Annotated in this window: 6 protein-coding genes and 1 pseudogene; 6 read left to right on the top strand and 1 reads right to left on the bottom strand. The window is 65.5% G+C overall.

All coding sequences use genetic code 11. The features are described from left to right. Window positions 1-181: 181 nt before the first annotated feature. On the bottom strand, window positions 182-1,429 hold the full coding sequence (locus I5M_RS19050) for an acyltransferase (RefSeq protein WP_022722851.1): 1,248 nt from the start codon (window positions 1,427-1,429) through the stop codon (window positions 182-184). A gap of 12 nt (window positions 1,430-1,441) precedes the next feature. Between I5M_RS19050 and I5M_RS19045 the strand changes: the two genes are divergently transcribed. The 6 genes and pseudogenes from I5M_RS19045 to I5M_RS19020 form a co-directional block, all read left to right on the top strand. After that, window positions 1,442-2,206 carry a glycoside hydrolase family 19 protein gene (locus I5M_RS19045; protein ID WP_022722850.1) on the top strand — a complete coding sequence of 255 codons (765 nt, stop codon included), beginning with the start codon at window positions 1,442-1,444 and terminating at the stop codon, window positions 2,204-2,206. A 2-nt stretch (window positions 2,207-2,208) separates the two neighbouring features. Then, a complete protein-coding gene (locus I5M_RS19040) occupies window positions 2,209-2,796 on the top strand; it encodes a 3TM-type holin (protein WP_022722849.1) in 588 nt (195 codons plus the stop codon). A gap of 105 nt (window positions 2,797-2,901) precedes the next feature. Next, a complete protein-coding gene (locus I5M_RS19035) occupies window positions 2,902-3,573 on the top strand; it encodes a response regulator transcription factor (protein ID WP_031337037.1) in 672 nt (223 codons plus the stop codon). Between the two features lie 18 nt (window positions 3,574-3,591). Continuing rightward, a pseudogene (locus I5M_RS30125) lies at window positions 3,592-4,972 on the top strand (sensor histidine kinase). Window positions 4,973-5,075: 103 nt separating this feature from the next. Beyond that, window positions 5,076-5,537: an RT0821/Lpp0805 family surface protein gene (locus tag I5M_RS19025; protein ID WP_022722847.1), complete on the top strand. Its 462-nt coding sequence runs from the start codon at window positions 5,076-5,078 to the stop codon at window positions 5,535-5,537. A 250-nt stretch (window positions 5,538-5,787) separates the two neighbouring features. Then, the coding region (locus I5M_RS19020; RefSeq protein ID WP_022722846.1) for a hypothetical protein at window positions 5,788-6,939 on the top strand (1,152 nt) is incomplete at its 3' end.

Genomic DNA, 6,939 nt, shown 5'->3' with positions numbered 1-6,939 from the left:
ACAGGCAGCTTCAGAATGTTTGTCCAAAAAATTCTGCACAATCGCCCATCGCTTCATGCCGGGCTTCATAACCATCGAATGCACATTCAAAAAATCCCCCGACATCTCCGTAAATGATTTGACGTAAACCGAGCAGCTAATCACGAAATCGCGGCAGGACAACTCTACCGTCTTGCGATTGTCAGGGATGAAATCGGGGGAGAACGAAAAGTACGCCCAGCATGAAGGAAGTGGGCACTACCAAGGCGGTCGGAATTCGCGCCCAGCGTGAGGTCAGTGGCTTGAGCTTCAGCGCGTGACGCTCGATCAGGAAGTACGAGGCGGCGCCAAAGATAAGACCAAACGGGATGGTCAGCAGCAGGGCGGCGCCGCGGACGCCGTTGGCGTACATGATGAACAGCGGCGGCCAGTGCCACAGATAGACCGAATATGAGATCCGTCCGAGCCAGCGCATCGGCACGGATTCCAAAAACAGCGAGAACCCGGGGTTGTTGCGAACCGATGCGGCGGCAACCAATACTGCCGCGGCGATGAAGTCCAGCGTCATGCCGCCGAATAAGCGGGACGCGCCGTTCCATTCGGTGAATGCCGTGGTGAAGGCCAGGATGCCGATCGCGGCGGGCCACCAACGTCCGATCTGTATCAACCGTTGGTCACTTGCGAAGGCCAGCACGCAGCCGAACATCATGGCGTCTGCCCTGCAGACGAAGGCGTCGTACACGCTCATGACGTTGGCAGTGGTCTCGAACCGGTAAACGCCCCACAGCGCGACAGCGATCGCAACCGTGAGAAGAATGGCAACGATCCGACGCGACCGCTGGGTGGCCAGCAGCGCCAGCGCGCAGGCGGGCCACAGCATGTCGAACTGCTCTTCCATTGACAATGACCAGGTCGGAGCCAGATACATCGGGATGCTAGCCCTGCCGCACGTGTAGTCCGATATGAACGTCAGCGTGACGGCTAACTCCTTCACTAGAGCCGAGTACGGAATCATGAGGAATGGCGCGACCGCGCATAGCGCGAGGCACACACCGACCATCCTCAGAACGATGCGCAAGACGCTCCGCCAATAAAAGCCGACGAAGTCGATCGTGGCGTTGCTCTCATACTCCGCTAGCAAGATGCGCGAGATGCCGCAGCTACTACACAAGAAGAAGACTTGAACGCCGACATTGCCGCCCGTCATGTAGGGCAGGCCGGCGTGGCAGCCGAGCACGAGCGCGATCGAGATGCCACGCACGCCATCCAGTCCGGGAACGAAAGTGATCGAACGCGCGTCGGCACCGACGCTATTGGCGGGATTTGCGGGCCAAGGCGGCGAATAGGTGATGTCGGCTGGTTTCGTACGCGGAATTTGCCCGGAAATAATCAGGATGGGAAGCCCGCGTCCGGTCCCCCTGATCATCTTGCAAGAGAAAATCCCCGACATTGGAGCGCCGACATGACGTGCTTTGCTGAAGCGCTGGGGCGGTTATGGGTGGATGCGGACCGGAAGATTCCGGGGCTGCACGCCGGCATGATCGCGGCCGCGCCGGACGTGTTTGCCCGATACGGCGTCACCACGCCGCTGCTGGTCGCGCATGTCATGGCGCAGATCAGCCACGAATGCGGCGCCGGGCGCGACGTCGTCGAGAACCTCGACTACACGGCGCGCCGGATGATGCAAGTGTGGCCTGGCCGGTTTCCGACGCTGGCGAGCGCCGCGCCTTACGCCCACGATCCGCAGGCGCTGGCCAAGAAGGTCTATAACGGCCGCATGGGCAATGCCCCTGGCTCCGACGATGGCTGGCGCTTCCGCGGTCGCGGCGCCGCGCAGACCACCGGACGCGACGGCTACGCGCGGCTGGCGAAGGCGACCGGGCTCGATCTCGAGAACCAGCCCGACCTCGTCAACGACCCGCGCTATTTCCTGAATTGCGGCGTCGCCGATTTCGTCGGCTGCGGCTGCCTGCCGTTCGCCAGGGCCGACGACATCGTCGGCGTCACGCGCCGGCTCAACGGCGGGCTGACCGGGCTCGATCAACGGCGCGCCTGGCTCACCAGATGGAAGGCCGCTCTCGGGCCGGCGCCGGTCGTCGTCGCGTCGCCTCCGCTTGCGCCCGAACTGCCGAGCGCTTCGCCGCCCGCCGCTGCCGCATCGGCGTCGCATTCGTCGCGGTGGCAACTACTGATCGCCGCGATGGCCGCGGCTTTGCGGAGGACATGAGGATGGATTGGTCCGATCTCGCCAAACAGGTGATTGCGCTCGGCGCGCCCATGCTCGGCTCAGCGTTGGGCGGCCCGCTCGGCGGCGCGGCCGGGCAGATCCTCTCCGAGGTGGTCGGCGCGGCGCAGCCGACGCCGACCGCGGTGCAGACCTGCCTGCCATCCGCATCCCCGGACAAGATCGCCGAGGCCGAGGCGCGGTGGTGTGACGCGCTACGCGCCGAGGCCGAGACTCAGCGCACTGCCATTGCCGAGACCCAGGCGACGATCCGGGCCGAGATCGCCTCGAGCGATCCGGTGCAGCGGTGGTGGCGGCCGGCCTACGCGTGGGAGCTGACGCTGGAATGCGCGGCGCTGTGGGCCGTTCTGGTGCACGAATTCTGGACCGGCGACGTCCAGACCATCAACGCGCTGACCGGCGCGACCGCGCTGCTGGTGGCCTATTGGGGTTTCCGATTCGGCGTGTTAGGCGTCTATATCAGCGGCCGGACTCGCGAAAAGGTCTCCGCCGCGACCGGTCAGGACGGCTCGGGTGTGATCGGTGAACTGGTCAAAGCGGTTGCGGGCAAGACGCTCGTGAAGAAAAAGTAATTCGGTGGCTTTTCTGGCGTTCATCGGGCATTCACGCCGCCGGCGCTCATCTTACCGCACTGCCGGCGCCTGGTCTGCCGGCACGTTGAACCAGCGGAGTTGAACGTGCGCCTGCTCGTCGTCGAAGACGATCCCGACCTCAATCGTCAGCTCACCACGGCGCTCACCGACGCCGGCTACGTCGTCGACCGCGCTTTCGATGGCGAGGAGGGGCACTTCCTCGGCGATACCGAGCCGTACGATGCGGTGGTGCTCGACATCGGCCTTCCCAAGATGGACGGCATCTCGGTGCTGGAGGCATGGCGGCGTAATCAGCGCGCCATGCCGGTGCTGATCCTCACCGCCCGCGACCGCTGGAGCGACAAGGTCCAAGGCTTCGACGCCGGCGCCGACGACTACGTCGCCAAGCCTTTCCACCTCGAGGAAGTGCTGGCGCGAATTCGCGCGCTGCTGCGCCGCAGCGCCGGCCACGCGCAATCCGAGCTGACCTGCGGCCCGGTGGTGCTCGATACACGGACCGGCCGCGTCAGCGTCAGCGGCAATCCGGTCAAGCTCACCTCGCACGAGTACCGGCTGCTTGCTTACTTGATGCACCATACCGGCCGCGTGGTGTCGCGCACCGAGCTGGTCGAGCATCTGTACGATCAGGACTTCGATCGCGACAGCAACACCATCGAGGTGTTCGTCGGCCGTGTCCGCAAGAAGCTCGGCGTCGACATCATCCAGACCGTGCGCGGGCTCGGCTATCTGCTGTCGCCGCCGGCCGGCGCAACCTAGCGGAGGGTGGCGTTGCGCCTGTTCGGCGGCAGGACCGCATCGTCAGACCGCTCCTCATCGCTCGCTACGCGTCTGTTTCTGTCGGCGACCGCCTGGGTCGTGGTGATCCTTGCCATTACCGGCATCGCATTGTCGTCGCTGTATCGGCAATCCTCCGAGCGCGCGTTCGACCGCCGCCTCAATCTGTATCTGCGCACGCTCATCGCCGAAGTCGCCACCCCCGACGTCAACTCCGATCAGTACCAGTCGCTCGGCGAGCCGCTGTTCGATCTGCCGCTGTCGGGCTGGTACTGGCAAGTGGTCCGCACCGACACCGACAAGGTCGATCCGCGCGCCTCGCGGTCGCTGTGGGATCGCAAGCTGCCGAAGCTGGAGGATCAGGGCGTCGAGCTCAGCGCCTCGGGCGTGCGCCAGGGCTATGTCGAAGGCCCGGAGGGGCAGACGCTGCGCATGGTCGAGCGGCCGGTCGATCTCGGCACCGACGGCAAGTACGTCGTCACGGTCGCCGGCGACGCCACCGAAATTTTCGAAGAGACCCGGACGTTCGATTACTATCTGGCCGGCACCTTCGTGGCGCTGTCGATCGGGCTGTTGCTGACGACGATTTTCCAGGTCCGGTTCGGCCTCGCGCCGCTCAAGCGCATTTCGGACTCCATCGCCGATATCCGCTCCGGCCGCGCCGAGCGTCTGGAGGGAGAGTTTCCGGTCGAGATCGCGCCGCTGGCGCGCGAGACCAATGCGCTGATCGAGGCCAACCGCGAGATCGTCGAGCGTGCCCGCACCCATGTCGGCAATCTCGCTCACGCCATCAAGACGCCGCTGTCGGTGCTGGTCAACGAAGCGGCTGCGCGGCCGGGCGATCCGCTCGCCGCCAAGGTGCTGGATCAGGCCGAGGTGATGCGCAGCCAGGTCGCGCATCACCTCGAGCGCGCCCGGATCGCGGCGCGGCTGACCGTGATCGGCACCATCACCGAGGTCGGTCCGGTCATCGAGGCGTTGCGCCGGACCATGGAAAAGATCCACCGGGCGCGCGACGTCACCATCCATTCCGAGGTCGCCCCCAATCTCAAGTTCCGCGGCGAACGCCAGGACCTCGAAGAGAATGTTGGGCAATCTGGTCGACAACGCCTGCAAATGGTCCGCCGGGCGCGTGTTCATCGAGGTCACCGTCAGCGGGCCGATGATGCACATCCTGGTCGATGACGACGGTCGCGGCCTGTCGGACGCGGAGCAGGCCCAAGTCGCCCGCCGCGGCCAGCGGCTCGACGAGTCCAAGCCGGGCAGCGGCCTCGGCCTCGCCATCGTTACCGATCTGGCGGCGCTTTATGGCGGGGAACTCAAATTCGGTCGCGCGCCGATCGGCGGCCTGCGGGCGGAACTGACGCTGCCAGCGGCGTGACGCTTGCAGCCAAGCTCGCCACAGCGTCGCCAGAATTTGCCGGTTGGTTGGTGTCGGGGTATCGTCGAATTCCGACGCGATGTGGGATCGTCTGGGGAACGGAATGGGGAAGCTGTCGCTGACGCCATCGGCTTGGCCGCTGATGCTATGCGCGCTCGCGCTGGCGGGCTGCGACCGCACGACCGGGCTGGCCGCGCGCGTCGATTCTTTCACCAGCACGGCGACCTCCAATTTCGGCCACAGCGATTCTGCCGCGGCGGTCGATAGCGCCGCCATGGGCGGGCTGATCGGTCCGAAGATCGGCGCGCTGCTCAATGCCGAGGACCGGCGGCTGGCCTATGCGGCCGAGCTCGAGGCGCTCGATAACGGCGAATCCGGAGCGCCGGTGCCCTGGAAGAATGCGACCTCCGGACGCTACGGCAATATCGTCCCGGGCCCGGCCTATGCGCGGCAAGGTGCAACCTGCCGCGGCTTTCAGCATGCAGTGACCATCGGCCGCCAGATCGAGATCGCACGCGGCACGGCGTGCCGCTCGCCCGAAGGGCAATGGACGGCACAGGGCTGACTGCCAAGGGGCCGCGCCGCCATCTCCGTCGAAGAGCTTCACCTTCCGCATGAGCCGCGGCTAATTTTCGGTTGGTGACCAACGGGTTGTCGAATTGATCTGGCGCTGCTGCACAGCCGCGCATGCGCTCGTTTTGCGATCACCTCAACCGCTTCTTAACGCGGAGGCTGCTATCGAGAGTGCAGCGCCCCGAAGAAGCTGGGTTGGATGGACGTCCGGCCTTCCGGCCGCCGTGTAGATTTTGCGTGGGATGAGCCAGACACCGACCGAGCGGCTGAGAGATTATTTGAGCCAGCTGCCGCCGCAGTCGCAGGCGCTGCTGATGCGAGAGTTCGAGCGCGCGCTGGAGCGCGGCGACGACGTCGCGGTCGCGAGCTTCGTGCTGGAGGAACTGCGGAAGATCGTGCGCAGCTCCGAAGACGACACCAAGCCCAGGACTGAAGATCCCGCGCGGCTGATGTTCCGCTGCCTCGAACCTTTCCTGATCGATGCCAACCGCGAGCCGCGTCCCGGTCAGATCCGGCGCAATTCGCTGACATCGATCTGGCTATGGCTGGAGAGGGAAGGCATCCCGGACCAAGTTCGCGAGTTCCAGGGCGGTTTGGTCGCGCTGCGCGGCGGTAGCGCCTCACAGGTCGAGCAACTGGTGCGCAAGCTCCAGGCCGCTGCTGCCGAAGCCATCGAGAAAGTCGTCAACCCGCCGCCGGGCGTCGATCGCCAACGTTCGATGTCGCGCGTCGGCCCGCCGTCGGCGGTCGAGGATCTGGTGCCGATCGGCGCTGCCCTGAAGAACCGCGACGCGCTCGACAGCTTTAATGGCAAGCTCTCCAGCAATCTGCGGACGTTCGGCGACTCGCAGGTCAATTCGATGCTGGCGGCGCTGAACGTGCCGGCGCTGCAGACGCCGATGATGCTGCCGTTCGCGCTGTCGCTGATCCTGCAGCATCTCAGCCAGCCATGGCAGATCGTGCGCCTGGCGCTCAAGGTTGCCGGGTCGGACGACGAGATCAGGGTGGCGGCGACGCCCTTTGCGGTTGCCGTCACCATGGCGCTGCACGATCTGGCTCAACTCACGAACGAACTGCGCGAGGAAATCCGCCGCGGCCATTACGGCAACGTCGCCGAAAAACTGAAGCTCATCCACGACGGGGTCCGCGGTCTGCGTACCGAGCTCGACCTGCGCAGCGACTCCAATTGGGGCAAGCAGCTCGCGTCGATCCGGGTGGAGATCTCCAACGCAGTGAAATCCGAGATCGAAAGCGTGCCCGGCCGCGTCCGCCGGCTGCTGCGCCAGCGGCCCGACAAGGACATCGCGCCCGGCGCCAAGCTCGACCAGCTCGAGATCGACGAGGCGGCCGCGCTGATCGATTTCGTCGCGGTGGCCGGACCTCGCCAGCGAGCG

The organism is Rhodopseudomonas sp. B29, from assembly GCF_000333455.1.
Lineage (GTDB): Bacteria > Pseudomonadota > Alphaproteobacteria > Rhizobiales > Xanthobacteraceae > Rhodopseudomonas.
Note: the sequence above shows the minus strand (reverse complement) of the source record. Positions and strands in the feature narration are given on the sequence as shown.

What these genes read in the sequence shown, in the direction of transcription:
- I5M_RS19050 (WP_022722851.1), bottom strand. Translation starts at nt 1,429, where the DNA reads ATGTCGGGGATTTTCTCTTGCAAGATGATCAGGGGGACCGGACGCGGG.
- I5M_RS19045 (WP_022722850.1), top strand. Translation starts at nt 1,442, where the DNA reads ATGACGTGCTTTGCTGAAGCGCTGGGGCGGTTATGGGTGGATGCGGAC.
- I5M_RS19040 (WP_022722849.1), top strand. Translation starts at nt 2,209, where the DNA reads ATGGATTGGTCCGATCTCGCCAAACAGGTGATTGCGCTCGGCGCGCCC.
- I5M_RS19025 (WP_022722847.1), top strand. Translation starts at nt 5,076, where the DNA reads ATGGGGAAGCTGTCGCTGACGCCATCGGCTTGGCCGCTGATGCTATGC.